Origin of the sequence: Bradyrhizobium sp. 138 (genome assembly GCF_023074075.1) — a bacterium.
In the GTDB taxonomy this organism is placed as follows: Bacteria; Pseudomonadota; Alphaproteobacteria; order Rhizobiales; family Xanthobacteraceae; genus Bradyrhizobium.
The window spans coordinates 87,346-103,219 of the sequence record NZ_JADPKT010000091.1 but is presented as its reverse complement, the minus strand read 5'-3'; the positions used below and the strand labels follow the sequence as shown (position 1 = coordinate 103,219).

The following is a 15,874-nucleotide window of genomic DNA, read 5'->3' as shown; positions in this document are numbered from 1 at the left end:
GGCTCTTTCGCCATGAATCGGCCGCCAGCCGACGTGTTCGGGCAGGCGCCATTGGATGATCCACTGCAATGACCCGAACCGCATTTCGCCGCAAATCGCCGCGAGTACCGAGACTCTGCTGGCGTGGAAGTTGGGCCCCGGGAACCAGCGACGGAGGAGGGCAGGATAAAAGCCGCAAGGTGCGGCCGGTCGGTTGTGCGAGAAAGTGTACGGATTTCAATGATCGACAAAACATTGCGAGCAAAGTTCAGCTTTCCCCAAGGCGCTCTTCTTACACGGTTTTCTATGCCTTGCGGCGGCCGGAATGACGCGCGACGATGATCTTCGGATCCGTCCCGGCCGTATCCGTTCCACGCGCGCGCCCCGGACAAAGCCGTTTCTGGCGCAGGTACTCACAGCCGCTCAGAAGGCCGGCGGCCTCTCGAGAGGCAAGGATGGCCACGGCCGTAAGTTTGGACGCGGCCGCGCCGCGAGCATCGCTGCGGCACGGCTCCTCAACGCCCGCGGCCGCGGCGCTATGGTCAAGGCGCGGGTGGTACGGCGGATGCGTTCGCCGGGCGCGTTGCGCGGCCATATCGGTTACCTGCAGCGCGACGGAGTCACTCGCGACGGCGCTCCTGGCAAACTATTCGACGCTGCGGGGGATGATGCGGACGGTCGCGCGTTCGTCACGCGTTGCGAGGGTGACCGCCATCATTTTAGGTTCATCGTCTCGCCTGATGATGCTGGTGAACTTGCCAGCCTGCGTAGCTTCACTCGGGAGCTGATGGACCAAGCCTCGCGCGACCTTGGCACACGGCTTGACTGGGTCGCGGTCGACCATTGGAATACCGAGCATCCGCACATTCACATCCTCGTGCGGGGCCGTACCGATGACGGTGCCGACCTCGTCATCAACCGCGATTATATCGCTATGGGCTTACGCGCCCGCGCCAGCGACCTTGTCACGCGCGAACTTGGCCCTCGTTCGGAGCTCGAGATCCGCCAGAGCCTTGAGGCGGACACGACAGCCGAACGCTGGACCAGGCTCGATCGGACACTTGCCCGGGAAGCCGAGATGGCGGACGGCTTTATCGATTTTAGGTTCGAGCGGGATGCCGGGCGCGATCCATTGCGGGAAATTCGGATGGGGCGGATGCGGACGCTCGAGCGGCTCGGCTTGGCGGAACCTGCTGGCCCCGCGGTCTGGGTTCTGGCCGCCGATGCGGAGGCGAGATTGCGCGCGCTGGGTGAGCGCGGTGACATCGTCAAGCGGCTGCACAAAACCCTCACGCGGGACGGCGCCCGCCGCACCCCCGCATCCTGGGCACTGGAGGGCGAAACTCATGGCGAACCGATCGTTGGCCGTCTCATCGCGCGCGGGCTTGATGACGAGCTGAAGGGCACAGCTTTTGCAATTGTCGATGGGATTGACGGGCGCGTGCATCACGTAAAGCTTCCTGACGTCGAGGCGGCCGGCGATGGGCCGATCGGTGGGATTGTGGAACTGCGCCGGTTTGCGGACGCCCGTGGTCGAACACGGATTGCGCTCGCGGTTCGCTCGGAGCTCGCCCTGGACCAGCAGGTCGCGGCGGATGGTGCAACGTGGCTAGACCGGCAGCTCGTTGCGCGAGATCCTGCCGAGCTCTCGCGCAATGCGTTTGGCGCGGAGGTTCGTGCAGCACTTGAACGGCGCATCGATGTTTTGGCCGACCAAGGGCTCGCCCAGCGCGATGGTAACAAGGTCCGGCTAAGCCGCAACCTGATAGAAACCCTCCGCGATCGCGAACTCGACGTCGTCACACGACGTCTCATGAAGGAAACGGGGCTTCCGCACTCGTCATCCGATGTAGGCGAGCAGATTTCGGGGGTTTATCGTCGACGCCTGTCACTGGCCTCGGGGCGCTTCGCGATGATCGACAACGGCCTCGGGTTTCAGCTTGTGCCCTGGTCGCCTTCGCTCGAGCGGGAGTTGGGAAAACAGGTCAGCGGCATCGCCGGTCCAGGCAGCGTCGACTGGGACTTCGGTCGCAAGCGCGGCCTATCGGTCTGACCTGAGGCGATGGCGCTGCACTGCGCCCAATTGCAGGGCAGGGAAGGCTTGGTTGCCTCGCGTCGACTGTCGAGCGGAAAAATGGGAGAGGAGCGATAGTGAGCAGCGAATAGCGAATGGAGGGTCCACCGTTCTGGAACTATCTCTTCATCGCCTCCGGGTTCGCTCGACCTTGGTGGCGTTCGATCATCGACTGGACGCAGCTGTGTGGATAATGCGCCGTTCACCCTTAGGTCGCTGAGAATCTCAACGGCTAAATCGCACAGCAGAACCCTTCGAATCTAGATGGCCATCCCGTGTAGCGGAAACGGCATGGGGCCTTCGATCTTTAGTCGTCCGTGAAGAAGGCCTAAGCCACTGATCGGGAATCTCGATTTGGGCTAAGGGGCATTTCCAGATTGCAAGGTTTTGATGCTTTGGGCGTCAGAACCTTGCGATTTCGTTTTCGTGGATTCCCTCGAAGCGGGAAGCATGATTCCTTTCTGCATCGGAGGGGACGACGCGGCCGAAGAAGCACAAGACGACGGGATCGAACGATCTGTTCCGGGCTCGGCTCGACCAGATCATCAATATGAAGCACCAGCTGGTTCTGCTCGCCGGCAAGGTCGATTGGGACTGGATCGACGGCGAGATCGCGCCGCTCTACAGCGAGAACGGCAGGCCCGGGATCGAGACGCGCCTCATGCTCGGTCTGCTGTTGCTCAAGCACATTTACGGGCTGCCCGATGAGGGGGTGTGCGAGCGCTGGGTCCATGACCCATACTTCCAGTTCTTCACCGGGGAAGAGTTCTTTTAGCACACGTTCCCGCACGAGCGCTCGGCGCAAGCGGCTTGGCGAGAAGCTGGAGTTGCTGCTGGCCGAGAGCTTGCGGGTAGCGCATGAGGCGGATGCATTACGCAGCCAGGACCTCAAGCGGGTTACGGTCGACACCACGGGTGCAGCCGAAGGCCATCACCTTTCCGACCGATGCCAAGCTGCTGCATGCGGCCATCAAGGGGCTCAATCGCCTGGCGATCAGGCACGGCGTCAGGGTTGCGGCAATCCTATGCTCGCATCGCCAAGGCCGCCGCGATGATGGCCGGCCGCTAGGCCCATGCCAAGCAGTTCAGGCGACATCAGCGGCAGTTGCGTATCCTGCGTAGCCGGCTGGGCCGGATCATCCGCGACATCCGCCGCAAGATCGAAGGCCAGCCAGCACTGGAGCAGGCGTTCGCCCTCCCGCTCAGCCGGGCCTCGCAGATCCGCTCGCAGCAGCAGCGCCTGCGCGGCTGCAAGCTCTATTCCTTCCATGCCCCGGAGGTGGAGTGCATCGGCAAGAGCAAGGCCAGCGCGCTTACGAGTTCGGCGTGAAGGCCTCCATCGTCACCAACAACCGCCGGGCTCCCGGTGGCCTGTTCGTGCTGCACACCAGCGCACTGCCCGACAACCCCTACGACGGTCACACATTGCGGGACGTCATTGACCGCACCGAGACACTCACCGGCTGCCCGATCGAGCGGGCCTATGTCGACAAGGGATACCGCGGCCACGACGCACAAAATCCCCGTCGCGTCTTCATCTCCGGCCAGAAGCGCGGCGTTTTCGGTGTCATCAAGCGCGAGCTGTGCCGTCGCTCCGCCATCGAGCCCATAATCGGACACAAGGCCGAAGGCCACCTCGGGCGCTGCTACCTCAAAGGCCGCACCGGCGATGCCGCCAACTCGTCCTCTCAGCCGTCGGGCACAACTTCCGGCGCATCCTCGCCTGGCTGAGATATCTCTTGTGCCTGTTCCTGGCCCAGCTATGGCGCACGCTCGCCCGGCCAGCCTCGATCAATCCGGCTTCTTAACGGACGACTCTTTAAGTAATCGGAAGGTGTCTGGCTGTGGCATGATGGCGATGACGATACTTCCTTGCGTGCTGGTCTCGGATGCCGGATGGCCAGATGCTCTGCAGAAGACGCCGGCGCTTCGCGCACCGACCACCAGAGTCCAATTTGCTGGACTCAGTTGTGGGCGTGTCATCGAGCGGGCGAATAGCGATTTCAACCTGCTCGATTTTGATCCGGAGGCATTCGCGCGAGGTTATCCGCGTAGGCAGGCCGGCGAGCAATCGGAGAGCTCCGAGCCCGCAAGCCGGCTTTGACAGCGGATAGCCGAAGGGCAACGCGATTCGCGCAATGAAGATTTGGCAAACGCCAGTTCGCCTGTCCCGGCTTCCAGAGAGACCGCAACTGACGTACAACATCCAAGCATCTGGCTGGCCAAGGCGTCAACAGGCGACCGGCTGGAGGAGGACTCGCTCGACACGATGTGCGGGATTATCTAGATGACCGTCGGCCCGGCAGTGTCGTCCCATCGGAAATAAGCTCCTGCCGGGGACGCTTCCCGCATGATTCTTGTACTCCGGGACCCCCGCCTCCCGCCGATTTAATCCGGGAACGCCCGCCTCATCGATAACGCGTTGTGGCACGCCGCACCTCTCTTGATCGCGCGCACTTACGGAGAGCTTAGGGCAGACGCGAGCTAGCCTTCCGGACATCTATAACCCGGAGTCTCGCTTCGCGAAGACCGGCCGGTTCGCCTCGAGCGGCAGCACGGTACGACTTGATTGTCTCATCATCCAAGCACCTATCACGCGAAGCTGCTTGGGACGGTGCTTTGAGGCGGCCTGTTCCACGCGAGGGATCTTTTTGGGCCCAAACGCGGCTTGCCAATCTGACCCGCCGATCCCTTCGCCAGGGCGCGCGCGACTACGAGAAGCGTAAGCCTCTGATTGTAGCCAACAGGTCGATTGTGTCGATATCGGCAAGCCATGTCTGCGACAAAAATCATCTGGCATCAGGTGATCCTGGTTTGCCTAATCGCGTTCACCTTCGTGTGGGCCGCGACCGAATGGACTGCTTGTCAGCTTGCGTTCCAGCCGCAGCTTGGACCGGCCTGGTTCAGATTAGGCACCTGGCCCGTTTACCAGCCGTTTGCCTTCTTCATCTGGTGGTTTGAATTTGACGCTTACGCGCCCACGATATTCCTCCGGGGGGGCGCCATTGCCGGGAGCGGTGGGATCGCGGCAGTCGCCGCAGCAATGGTGCTTTCGGTCTTGCGCGCGCATGAAGCTCGCGATGTCACGACTTACGGATCAGCGCGTTGGGCCGATACGCGCGAAGTCAAACGGGCGGGGTTACTAGGCAACGATGGCCTTGTGCTCGGGCGTTTCGATGGTCGATATCTTCGCCATGATGGGCCTGAGCACGTGCTCTGCTTTGCGCCTACCCGTTCGGGCAAGGGAGTCGGCCTTGTCGTTCCGACTCTTTTGACCTGGCCGCGTTCGGTGATCGTCCACGATATCAAGGGCGAGAATTTTCAGTTGACCTCGGGGTGGCGCGCGCACCTTGGAGATGTACTCTTGTTCGACCCGACCAACGCAGCAAGCGCGGCCTACAATCCCCTTCTTGAGATTCGCCGTGGTGATTGCGAAGTACGAGACGCGCAAAATGTCGCGGATATCCTGGTCGATCCCGAAGGGGCGCTCGAGCGGCGCAATCATTGGGAAAAAACCAGCCATTCTCTGCTCGTCGGCGCTATCCTGCATGTCCTCTACGCTGAAGCTGACAAGACACTTGCCGGGGTTGCCAGATTCCTTTCGGACCCGTGCCGCCCGATCGAGGCCACGCTGAATGCGATGCTTGCGACTCCCCATCTTGGTGATCGCGTTCATCCCGTCGTCGCTTCAGCTGCGCGAGAGCTGCTCAACAAGAGCGAAAACGAGCGGTCGGGCGTGCTGTCGACCACAATGAGCTTCTTGGGCCTTTATCGCGATCCGGTCGTCGCTAAGGTCACCGCGCGGAGCGATTGGCGCATTCGCGATCTCGTCGACAGACAGCAGCCCGTTTCACTCTATCTCGTCGTGCCGCCATCCGACATCGTCCGCACAAAACCCCTGATGCGGCTCATCCTCAACCAGATCGGACGGCGCCTGACCGAGAGCCTGGATCCCGACCGGCGCCGTCAAAAGCTCCTCCTGATGCTCGATGAGTTCGCAGCCCTTGGCCGCCTCGATTTTTTCGAGAGCCAGCTTGCCTTCATGGCGGGCTATGGCATTCGCAGTTTCCTGATCACTCAGAGCTTGAATCAATTAGAACGCGCCTATGGGCCGAACCACGCGATTCTCGACAATTGTCACATCCGGATCGCCTTCTCCACAAATGACGAGCGCACCGCTAAGCGCGTCTCGGATGCGCTGGGGACCGCAACCGAACTGCGCGCCATGAAAAACTATGCCGGGCATCGCTTAAGCCCCTGGCTTGGACACTTGATGGTGAGCCGCCAAGAGACGTCCCGTCCGCTCCTGACGCCCGGCGAAGTCATGCAGCTCTCATCGAAAGAGGCGATTGTGATGCTGTCGGGCCTCCATCCGCTGCGTGCCACTAAGGTTCGTTACTATGAGGACCCGCAATTTCAGAAGCGAATCGTCAAGCCCGCTGAAACAGGAACAATTCTCTTGTCCTCGCGCCCAGATGAAGACTGGTCAGGGCACCCAACCCCTGCGCCCTCGACCGAACTGCTTGCGCCTCGGCAGCGAAAGCGTGGCGATCCGAATGGAGGGCTGCGGCGCGAGCCAGAATTGCCGCAGCACGAGGAGATCGAAATCAAGGCACCGCTCGCGGAACATGAGTTCGATGCTGGTCCCGATGAGCCCGACGCAGATGCTGTCCAGGCACAAGCGCTTAGCCGCGCAATGCAGGGATTAGCGCGCGCGACCAGCCTCGACCCTGACGATGGCATGGACCTCTGAGTGGGCAAATCGGTGAAAAAGATTCAGCTCAGTGTCTACCTTGATCCGGAGACATTTAGAACCCTTGATGTCTTCGCGGAACGCCGTGGCCAACCCAAGTCGCTGGTCGCAGAGGCCGCGATCACGTCATTTCTTTCGCCTGACGATTCCGACCGACGCGAGGCGGCTATTGCCAAGCGGCTGGATCGGACCGCACGGCTGCTTGAGCGTCTCGAACGCAATGGCAACATCACGCTCGAGACGCTCGCCCTGTTCATTCGCTTCTGGTTGACATCGGTGCCGGCATTACCAGAACAATCCAGTCCAGCCGCTCGCGCCAAAGGCGCGGAACGTTATGATCGATTCGTTGAAGCGCTTGGCCGAAGGCTTTCCAGCGGATCAACCGTTCTGAAAGAGGTGAGCTTCGATTCGGACCCCGCAATTCCAGAGTAATTCAACAACCGACGAGCGGGCGGTCGATGCAGGACTACAAGGGAATTTGCGAGGGTGCTCGCCCCGAGTACATTTCGGCCACAAACAACGATAGAGCCAAATCGAACGGAGCGAGCGCGTTAGATCGGTACCGGCGGCAGATATCTGAGGGTAGCAGGCCGCATGACATGAATGCTGAAATCTGAAGCGAGTTGAGACTTCTCCGGTCTCCATCGAGCTGCCGCTCACTGAAGTAACGCTGCTTGCTTGAGCAAGCGGAAGCCTTCCAGAGTTTCGGAAGGTCTTCTGAATAGTTGGCCTACCAGTTTTAGCGAATTGCATCGCAGGTCCTCTGTGTTAGCAATCCACGTTGTGAGGTCTTACTATGCGAACATCCTGTCGAAAAATGCGAGAACTTGCGCTGCCCCACACTTCGGCAAACTGGTGCGACGTTATCCGTTTACGTCAGATTGCGATCGGGCAACGCCTGAGATCGTCTGCAATATGTTTCCACAGTTCCAAAGGAACGGAACTAAATCGTCCCCTTTCGATGGAAGGGACAGCTTCGCCACGAGAAGCCCATTGGCTTGGAGCCGTTTGAATGAGGCCCAATTCCCCCGGATGGCGACAATGGCCAAGCATCCTCACACCAAATCCAATCTGATCCGCTCTCTCGCCTCGCGACAAGACGGCATTACGCAAGCAGAGTTGCGCAAGGCCACGGGATGGAAGCTTGTCCCGATGCCCCTGATCGCCAAGCGGTGCAAGATGAAGCTGATTACCAAACGTGAGAAGGGCAACGTCACTCGCAAGAATGGTAAGATCGCCAGCAAGAGCGGCCACTTCGCCACGTACTACATGATGGTGCATGATTCGACTACGGCAGTAGCCGACGCGACTACCGACATAGTAGGTAGAAAGCCTTATCCCTCAATGCATAAGCCAAGCGATGCGGAAAACGCGTCATGAGCCAAAGTCCTGCAGGGCATTGCGCAGCTATCTGGACAGCGAGGCTTGGCTATTGCCGCTTTTCCCGCTGGCTATCCCGCTTCGAAGGAATGCGCGAAATTATTATAGCCCATTTCGATGCCAATGCCGAAATCGCGAAACCCGGCTCGCTCGCGGAAAAAACTCAGCCGAGCTTTGACGTCTTAAGCGTCAATTTCCCTCGACCCGATTTCAACGTCCGCAACGCGCTGCCTCTCGCGAGCAACCTAAACGCGATCGACTTCACGGCTTCTTTGTCCGATCAGGTCGGAATCGCGGGAACATCGGCCGTATCCGCATCCAAGGCCGCACTGTGCAACTTGACGCGAGCGCTTGGCGACCAACTGATCCGCCGAAGCGTTCAGGTAAACGCCGAGAACTCGGGCGTCTTCGAAAGACCGCTGTTTAGGAACATCGGCATTTCCGAGGCCAGCGTGCAAGACCGCGGAACGGTCCTGCTCGAGCAGATAGCCGCGAAACACTTCGGCAAGCCACGGAAGATCGCGGCGCGTGAGCTTCCTCGCTTTCTGCGACGCATCCTACATAACCGGCATCGACGTGCCTGTCGATGGCAGACACACACAGCCCTGAATCCAACAAGGCCTACCGATGTGCTCGAAGAGCCTCCCGTGAGAGTCATCTGTCGTCCTCTACACCAGTCCAGTGCAGCGCTCGAATACTCACAATGAGAAGAAGAGAATGAGAAACATCGTCAAGGCAGCCGCCGTACAAATCAGCCCCATGTTGTACAGCCGAGAGGGGACAGTCGAGAAGATCACCAAAAAGATTCGCGAATTGGGCAAGAAGGGGGTGCGTTTCGCCACGTTCCCCGAGACCATCATTCCCTACTACCCGTATTTCTCGTTCGTCCAGCCGCCCTTCACGCTTGCCAAGGAGCATCAGAGGCTGCTTGAGCAATCCCTTACGGTACCCTCTGCGGAGACGCATGCGATCGGCGATGCCGCCAAGGACGCCCAAATGGTCGTTTCCGTCGGCGCCAACGAGCGGGACGGAGGATCAATCTATAACACTCAACTCCTGTTCGATGCGGACGGCACGCTGATCCAGCGTCGCCGCAAGATCACCCCTACCTATCATGAGCGGATGGTCTGGGGCCAGGGCGACGGTGCGGGCCTTCGCGCCGTAGACAGCGCGGTTGGCCGGATCGGCCAGCTTGCGTGCTGGGAACATTATCTCCCGCTGGCCAGATACGCCTTGATTGCCGATGGCGAGCAGATCCACTCCGCGATGTACCCCGGTTCGATCTTCGGTCCCCTCTTCTCCCAGCAAACGGAAGTGAGCACCCGACAGCATGCCCTTGAGTCGGCCTGCTTCGTCGTCAGCGCAACCGCATGGCTCAACGCCGACCAACAAGCCCAAATTGCCAACGACACGGGCGCTGCTATCGCTCCGATTTCGGGCGGTTGCTTCACCGCTATCGTTGCCCCCGATGGTCAATTGATAGGCGAGCCCCTGAAGGAAGGTGAAGGAGATGTGATTGCAGATCTCGACTTCATCGAAATCGACGGGCGCAAGAGAGTGATGGATGCAAGCGGTCACTACAGTCGCCCTGAACTGATCAGCCTCCTGATCGACCGGACACCTTCTCCGCACGTCCATGAACGGATTATTCCCCCCAGGAGCGTGGCGACTACCGGCCTTCACCGCGAGGCCCGTGCTCTGACGCCGCTTGAGAGTTAATGGTCCTGCCCGCCAGGGGTCGGAGATTGGTGCATCCCTTCGACGCGAACGGCCGGAGATACAGGTAGAAGGAGCTAGTTTGCAGCAGGGCCATGCGGGCCGCTCGCATGATCCAGACCGATTCTCTATTGGAGAAATGCCCAGCTGCGGAGCCTCGCCGAGGCCTTCAGCCTACAGCGCACCTCGTCACTGCAGCGGCAAGTACGCTTCAGGTGTTCGATCAGGTCCAGGCAATCCTCGCCGGGGAAGCTGGCGGCTGAAGGTGAACGCGGAGTCAAGCTACGGTGAGTTGTATGCAAGGGCATCCAGCATTCTGCGCAACACGAGCCCCATCCGGGGTAGGAATTCCATGGAGGACGATAGAAGGTGCCCACTCTTGCGCTCAACGATCCGGAGCCAGCCGCGCGGCTTGAGCGCTGGCCAAAGAATACGCAAAATGGTGTCCTCGACCCAGCCTCCAGACGCGATGAAGATTCATAACTGCCGCCGCACGGTGCTCCAGGAGGCGCCGGCACGCTCTCAGTAAACAACCGCAGTTTCAGGGCGCAGTATCCAGGCCTATGCTGGCCGGATGGAGCAAACAGTACTTTTCAGGTGCCCACGCACGGGCATGAACGTGCAGCACCTGCTGACGGCACTGGAGCAGATCGGTCCCGACACTCATCTGCCGGTCGTTTGTCTGGCATGCTCCTCGGTCCATTTCGTGAATGCCTCCACCGGCAAGCTGCTCGGCGGCCGCAGTGCTTCCGAAGTGCGGTGAGGGCGGTCGACTGGTGAGATCCGGGTGCTCACTCCGGCTTGGGTGCGCATCCTTTGCCGGTGTAGTTCGTGTACCTTCCCTGGAAAATCCAGCGCCCTGGAGCGGTGATGTTTGCTGCGCTGCCGGCGGTCTTCGTCAAGCCTCGCCGGCATCGGAGATGGGGCTCACGGCTGGCACGGTGCGGGGCAGCGGTAGCGTGCGTTGAAGATTGCGGCTGGCCGACGAAGGCTTGCCGAGCTTGGCATCGTGTTTCGCGGCCAGCACCAGAAGGCGCTTTCGCGTGAACGGGTCGGCCTTACCGGCCGATCGCGGGCCTTGCACTCCTGTACAACCCAACATCCATGGTGTGCCCCAACTCAACGCTACCAGGATGCACGTAAGTACATCGGCGGCTCCGACGTCAAGGCGGGCGAGCAGTGGCCTTGCGCGGAATGTGCTGCGACGTGCCTGTAACAGCGGATCTGGCGCGAGTAAGCTCGCTGTCGGCAGGGACAATTCACATGGCATCAGATCCGGAAGCAATGCCCGGCGTGCGGAGGGACCGATGGATCTCCTGGCTGGCGAGGACGGGCACAACGAGCGCTACGTCTGCCGCCATAGCGAGGGGACCCCTACGCGATTAAGCCGCCTGCCAGTGCGGCCGACCATTCCCCTAAGGCCCCCGAGAAGTGAGTGGCTGCACCGGGCCAGCAGATACGTTTCAACGGCCGTGAGCCGGGCTGGACGCGCGGCACGCGAACGGTTGTAAGTCCTATCGCACGCTGGTGATGCATGCCGGAAATCGGTGAGGCGCAGGTGTATTTGGTCGCGCGCATGAGCTGGTGCGCTTCTTATGAGGCGCATCACCCCATAGGGAACAACGCCGGTGCGTCCGCGGGGGTCGTTCGCGACGTCGGGGGCGCGAGGGCGCCGTCTAGATTGCGCCTGCGCCTCTTTTTTGGATCGGTAACTTTTCGATTTCAAGTAAGGGTGCACGCACCGTCCGCGAAATCGCTCGTCTGTCGGCGACCTGACTGTTTACAGGGACAAGAGGCTACGAGACGTCTGGCGCTGGTCTTTGAGAGTCCGCCGTTTCTTTCTTTCGGTACGCCAGACTGAGACCAGAATGTCCCCGCGGTTGAAGCGGCATGCGGTCTCGGCGCTTTTGTCGTGCGTCATCGCAGCGCGATTGATCCGTTTCGACCGAACATACAAACCACGCGCGTGCAAGCGCGGGCGGTGTCGCAGAGAGAAGGAAGCTGGAGTATGCAGATTAGCGGCGAGCGCCGGGGAGAACCGACCTCAAGTCGGAATGAAGCTGAGGTAGACGCGCAGCCGAGTCCAAGCGAAGCTCAGCAGACCAGAAAGATAACGATTCAACTTTCTGAGTGCATTTTTCAGCGTCTCCAAGCCGCGACTGACCGCCCTGGTATGGGCAAGAGCGTCGCCATCGAGGCGGCTCTTGAGCGCTTCCTGGATCCGGCGCCGCCTATAGAGAGCCTTGTTTTTGAGGCGATCGGGCGAACGAATGAGCAGGTGCTCAGTCTGCGGACGGACATTGCGATGATCGCGGAAATAGTGGCTCTCCATGTGCGATACCACCTCACGCTGACGCCGCCGATGCCGCCATCCAAGCAGGACGAGGCGTGCGTGCTCGGGCTCGAGCGCTTCAAGGCGTTTGCCGAGCAGGTCGATCGTCGCGTACGGTTTGGCCGCCCCTTGCTGCAGGAGGCAATTGATCGCTCGGGAAATTCCAGCCGATCCGGGTCTGAAATAGGAGGCGGAGCGTCACGCGCCGTTCCACGAGCGCCGGCTGAAGAAGAACCCCACTGTGTGGCCGTCGTAGGTGAAAACTCAGAAGCGTGTGCTGTCGCCGAGGAGGGCGGCAGCAATATCAACTTTCGACAGCTGCCAACGCCTTGTGTTAAAGCCAGTGGCCGCGTTCCGAGCAACACGCGCAGCGATGCCGCTGGGCTGATATCAGGCGAGAAGCCGGTCAACCGGGGTTGGAGCTGGCGGATCATCTCTTGCGTGTTCCTTCCCTTTGCCGCGGGATACTATCTTTCCTACCTGTTTCGGATGATCAACACGCTCATTTGTGGCCGCCTCGCCTCTGAATTGGAGCTTGGTACGGCCGATTTGGGGCTGTTGGGCTCGATCTACTTTCTGGTCGTTACCGGCAGCCAGATTCCAATGGGCATGCTCTTGGATCGGTTCGGTCCGCGCCGAGTCCAGGGTGCGCTCTTGCTGCTGGCTGCCGCAGGCGCTGCGCTTTTCGGATTATCGAGTGGATTTCTGTCGCTTCTGGTTGCGCGCGCGATGATAGCATTTGGCACCGCAGCTTCCCTCATGTCTGGCCTGAAAACAGTCGTGCTCTGGTTTCCGAGAGAGCGCGTGGCGCTCATCAACGGCTGTATGATCATGCTGGGTGCACTGGGCGCGGTAACGGCAACCGCACCAGCCGAGGCATTGCTTAACTGGATAGGCTGGCGCGGTCTATTTGAGCTGCTTGCCGCATCCAGTGCCTCCGCGGCCGCTTCCATCTATTTTTTGGTTCCAGAGCATGAGGCAACTGCGAAGAGCCCTCCAGGGACGGTCAGCCTGAAGACCGTCTATACGGATGGGCGGTTCTGGAGAATTGCGCCGATTTCTTCAACATGTATCGGGTCCGCGTGGGCCCTGCAGTCCTTGTGGGCAGCGTCCTGGCTGAACGATGTGGAAGGATTGGATCGAACAAGCCTTGTCACACAATTGCTCGTCATGGCGATAGCCCTAAGCATTGGCGCATTGCTGCTCGGCGTGGTCGCCGATTCGCTGCGTCGGCATGGCAAGAACATTGAAACGTTGCTCGCAATCATAGCTGCCGTGTTCATTGCAGCCGAACTCGCGTTGATATTGCATCCGCCATTTCCGTCGCTACCGTCGTGGATCATTGTGGCGGTGGTCGGATCAGCAATCGTCCTCAGCTACGCGATCATCGGAGATTACTTTCCGGCTCAACTTATCGCGCGCGCGAACGGCGTGCTCAACGTTCTGCATTTTGGGTGGGCTTTCCTCGTCCAGTACGGGACGGGGTTAATTCTCGCGCAATGGCCGGTAAAGGACGGACACTACCCCTCAATCGCGTATCAGACGGCGTTCAGTATCAATGTTGTGCTGCAGCTGGTCGCCCTGGTCTGGTTCATCGCCCCTCGGCTCAAAGAGTTGATTTGGAAATCTGAGATCGCCGTCAAGCGCAAGTCGACGGGCCAAAGCAGGTCAGTTCACGTCATTATCCCGATCGCCGAAATGGTTATCCTGAAAACCGATCAAGATGTGGAGTGGTGAACTCGGCCCTCTGCGTGACCCGCCTCGTCGGTCTACAGGCGCGTCAAGAACGTCCGGCCGACTGATTGCCTGAGAAGCTCCAAACAGCTGGTCGGATATGCGACATGCGTCGCAAGGTCGACAGGAATGATACGAAAAATGCGTAATATCAATGAGCGCTGGCTGGCATGCGACTTGCTGTTGTTTTCCGCAGAGCCAGGTAAAGCGAATTTGAGCAATGACCAGTGTGACTGAGAGCGCAAGTCAAGTCGGTGCGGAGAATGTGCTGAGAGTCGGTTCGCCGGCTCCCTCCATCAAAGTTGAGGACTGGCTACGTGGCCAGCCCGTTACAACGTTCGAACTTGGGAAAGTATACATCATCGAGTTTTGGGCGACGTGGTGCGGACCATGTATCGCCTCGATGCAGAATTTGGTGATCCTGCAAAGCAAATACAGGAGCAGCGGAGTTGAGGTGGTAGGCATCGCGGCTCACGAACAAGCTTCGACGGCAGATGAAGCGCGAGCCAGCTTGGACGCTTGGTTGACGAAGAGCTTGCCAAATCTGAACTTCGCGATCGCATTCGACTACTCCGGCGAAATGAACAAGCTTTGGATGGATCCCAGCTTTTCTGTCGGGATTCCCTCGTCGTTCGTGATCGATCGTGACGGCCGCTTCGCCTTTATCGGCCATCCGACGCAACTCGATAACGCGTTGCCCAAACTTCTGAACGGCTCCTGGGCAGTGAGCGACGAAGCCCAAGCCCTGGATGCGGAGAGGATAACCAAGGGTCGACGCAGAAAGCGAGAACTATCGCAGAAGCGAGCGCTGGTGGAGCCGATTTTTGCCAGACTTGAAGCCGCCATGAACAGTAAGGATTGGGCGGCAGCCCTTTCAGGGGTTGAGGAGGCACTCGCTGCGATGCCGGACGATGTCACCTTTCGTGGGCTTCATGCGGAATTGTTGCTTCACAAGATACGCGACATGCGGGCCGGCCTGGCGGTATTGCGCCAATTGGTTCGCGATGCGATCGACAAGAAATCCGTGGTTTGGATGAGCGTGGCCATCCGCCAACTCTTCGACCCCGCGAAAGACTACTCCGGTTTCCCACATGCCGAGCGCTTTGCCATGGGCAGGGACCTCTCCGAACACATCCTGGCGGCGAATCCGCCCCAAGGCAGTGAGGGCGCGAAGTTCCTCTCGTACGGGGCGGTCGCTCGGTACTATTACGAGACCGGTAACAGGGATCGCGCGATCGAATTGGTCGAGGTGGCGCTGAAATGGCTGGATGCAGCGCCTGCCTCGGATGTAGCGAAACGGGATCTCGTGCAGTGCTCCCTCCAGGCCTTGGCGAGCTACAGGAGTGAGAAGCTCTGTTACGAGGAGTGTTGTTCGACACCGCAAAACACAGCTCCCGAAAAGCCGCGGCCGGGATCGCCAAGGGAGGCAGCGTGAGCAATGCTGCTGGCCATGTCTTCTCGGCCCTTGTGGTTTTGCGATCGACGTCGATGCCTTTGGGGATGTCGGGGCATTCACCTGAGGTGAGGATAGGACGAGTGAGGGGCGCAGGCGAGCCGCACCACCACAACTTCTTTACGGTGAATGTTTATTCAACGTACGTCGCGATCCGGTGCGATAGCGGCGAGAATGCCTGTCCAGGTGAAGAGTGGTCGCCGGCTGCTAAAGGTGACGTCTTACAAGATGCTGGTGGCATCTTCGAACAACCAAAAAAGATTGAAATGGGTGGTGACGTTGATGAATTCCAACTCTCAAGGAAGCTTTCTCAAGTTTTTATCGCTGGTTTCAGAAGGGATTCAGCACTTCGTTTCGCGTTGGCCACAAGCCCATTCGGGAGAGGCGGCAAACCCTGGCAACGGACGGGGCCATTTAAAGCGGTCAGTGCCCTGTGCGCGCCGCGCTAAGGCA

Annotated in this window: 10 protein-coding genes and 1 pseudogene; all 11 read left to right on the top strand. The window is 59.8% G+C overall.

What is annotated here, in order from left to right:
* Positions 1-304 precede the first annotated feature (304 nt).
* Complete coding sequence (locus IVA79_RS31770) at positions 305-2,032, top strand: DUF3363 domain-containing protein (RefSeq protein ID WP_247560550.1); 1,728 nt, start codon at positions 305-307, stop codon at positions 2,030-2,032.
* A gap of 538 nt (positions 2,033-2,570) precedes the next feature.
* Positions 2,571-3,861, top strand: a pseudogene (locus IVA79_RS31765) (IS5 family transposase).
* A 965-nt stretch (positions 3,862-4,826) separates the two neighbouring features.
* The gene (locus tag IVA79_RS31760; RefSeq protein WP_247560548.1) at positions 4,827-6,806 is read left to right on the top strand and encodes a conjugal transfer protein TraG; all 1,980 of its coding nucleotides are present in this window, start codon (positions 4,827-4,829) and stop codon (positions 6,804-6,806) included.
* A 12-nt stretch (positions 6,807-6,818) separates the two neighbouring features.
* Positions 6,819-7,238, top strand: coding sequence for a CopG family transcriptional regulator (locus IVA79_RS31755; protein WP_247560727.1), 420 nt, complete (start codon positions 6,819-6,821; stop codon positions 7,236-7,238).
* 609 nt (positions 7,239-7,847) lie between these two features.
* The gene (locus IVA79_RS31750; protein ID WP_247560546.1) at positions 7,848-8,186 is read left to right on the top strand and encodes a hypothetical protein; all 339 of its coding nucleotides are present in this window, start codon (positions 7,848-7,850) and stop codon (positions 8,184-8,186) included.
* Positions 8,183-8,893: an SDR family oxidoreductase gene (locus IVA79_RS31745; RefSeq protein WP_247560544.1), complete on the top strand. Its 711-nt coding sequence runs from the start codon at positions 8,183-8,185 to the stop codon at positions 8,891-8,893. The genes IVA79_RS31750 and IVA79_RS31745 overlap by 4 nt, the downstream gene beginning before the upstream one ends.
* A gap of 10 nt (positions 8,894-8,903) precedes the next feature.
* Positions 8,904-9,905: a nitrilase-related carbon-nitrogen hydrolase gene (locus IVA79_RS31740; RefSeq protein ID WP_247560542.1), complete on the top strand. Its 1,002-nt coding sequence runs from the start codon at positions 8,904-8,906 to the stop codon at positions 9,903-9,905.
* Between the two features lie 610 nt (positions 9,906-10,515).
* Complete coding sequence (locus IVA79_RS31735) at positions 10,516-10,665, top strand: hypothetical protein (protein ID WP_247388744.1); 150 nt, start codon at positions 10,516-10,518, stop codon at positions 10,663-10,665.
* Positions 10,666-12,723: 2,058 nt separating this feature from the next.
* Positions 12,724-13,971 (top strand): MFS transporter, encoded by a 1,248-nt coding sequence (locus tag IVA79_RS31725; protein ID WP_247560725.1) that lies wholly within the window; start codon positions 12,724-12,726, stop codon positions 13,969-13,971.
* A 217-nt stretch (positions 13,972-14,188) separates the two neighbouring features.
* Positions 14,189-15,403: a TlpA disulfide reductase family protein gene (locus tag IVA79_RS31720; RefSeq protein WP_247560538.1), complete on the top strand. Its 1,215-nt coding sequence runs from the start codon at positions 14,189-14,191 to the stop codon at positions 15,401-15,403.
* The gene (locus IVA79_RS31715; RefSeq protein WP_247560536.1) at positions 15,400-15,870 is read left to right on the top strand and encodes a hypothetical protein; all 471 of its coding nucleotides are present in this window, start codon (positions 15,400-15,402) and stop codon (positions 15,868-15,870) included. The genes IVA79_RS31720 and IVA79_RS31715 overlap by 4 nt, the downstream gene beginning before the upstream one ends.
* Positions 15,871-15,874: the final 4 nt, after the last annotated feature.